General features: G+C 72.9%; 1 protein-coding gene. It reads right to left on the reverse strand.

What is annotated here, in order from left to right; translation table 11 throughout:
* Positions 1–682: enolase C-terminal domain-like protein (locus LE181_RS31935; protein ID WP_308103686.1), on the reverse strand; the 682-nt coding region annotated here is incomplete at both ends.

The raw sequence follows: 682 nt of genomic DNA on the forward strand, positions 1-682 counted from the left end.
CACGACGGGCGCCATCCGCGCGAAATACGGGAGGTCGTAGCCGTACTCACCGGCGGCGATGTCACAGGCGCACAGGTCGCGCACCAGCCGCAGCCCCTCCAGGTCGTCGGAGGAGACGGGCTCCTCGAACCAGCCGACGCCCATGTCGGCCAGCGCCTGCCCGACACGCACCGCCTGCTTGCGGGTGTAGGCGCCGTTGGCGTCCACGTACAGGGCGGTGTCCGGGCCGATGGTCTGCCGCGTGTGCCGTACCCGGGCGAGGTCACGGGGCACGGCCCGGCCCCAGGACTCCCCGATCTTGATCTTGACGCGTTCGATGCCGTGCCCGTGCACCCAGCTGGTGAGCTGGGCCGCCAGATGCGTGTCGTGGTACGTCGTGAAACCGCCCGAGCCGTACAACGGCACCGTCTCGGCCACCGCCCCGATCAGACGCACCAGCGGCACGTGCAGCAACCGCGCCTTGAGGTCCCACAGTGCGATGTCCACGGCCGACAGCGCACCGGCCACCAGCCCCGGCCGGCCGGCGTTGCGCACCGCGCGGCCCATCGCCTCGTTCGCGCCCGCCACGTCCATCGCGTCGCGCCCGACGACATGGCCGGAGAGCAGGCCGGTGACGGCCGTACCCGTGTCGGACGGCCCGTACGTCCAGCCCAGCCCCCTCTCCCCGGCGGCACGGGCCTCC

The organism is Streptomyces sichuanensis, from assembly GCF_020328095.1.
Classification (GTDB): Bacteria; Actinomycetota; Actinomycetes; order Streptomycetales; family Streptomycetaceae; genus Streptomyces; species Streptomyces cinnamoneus.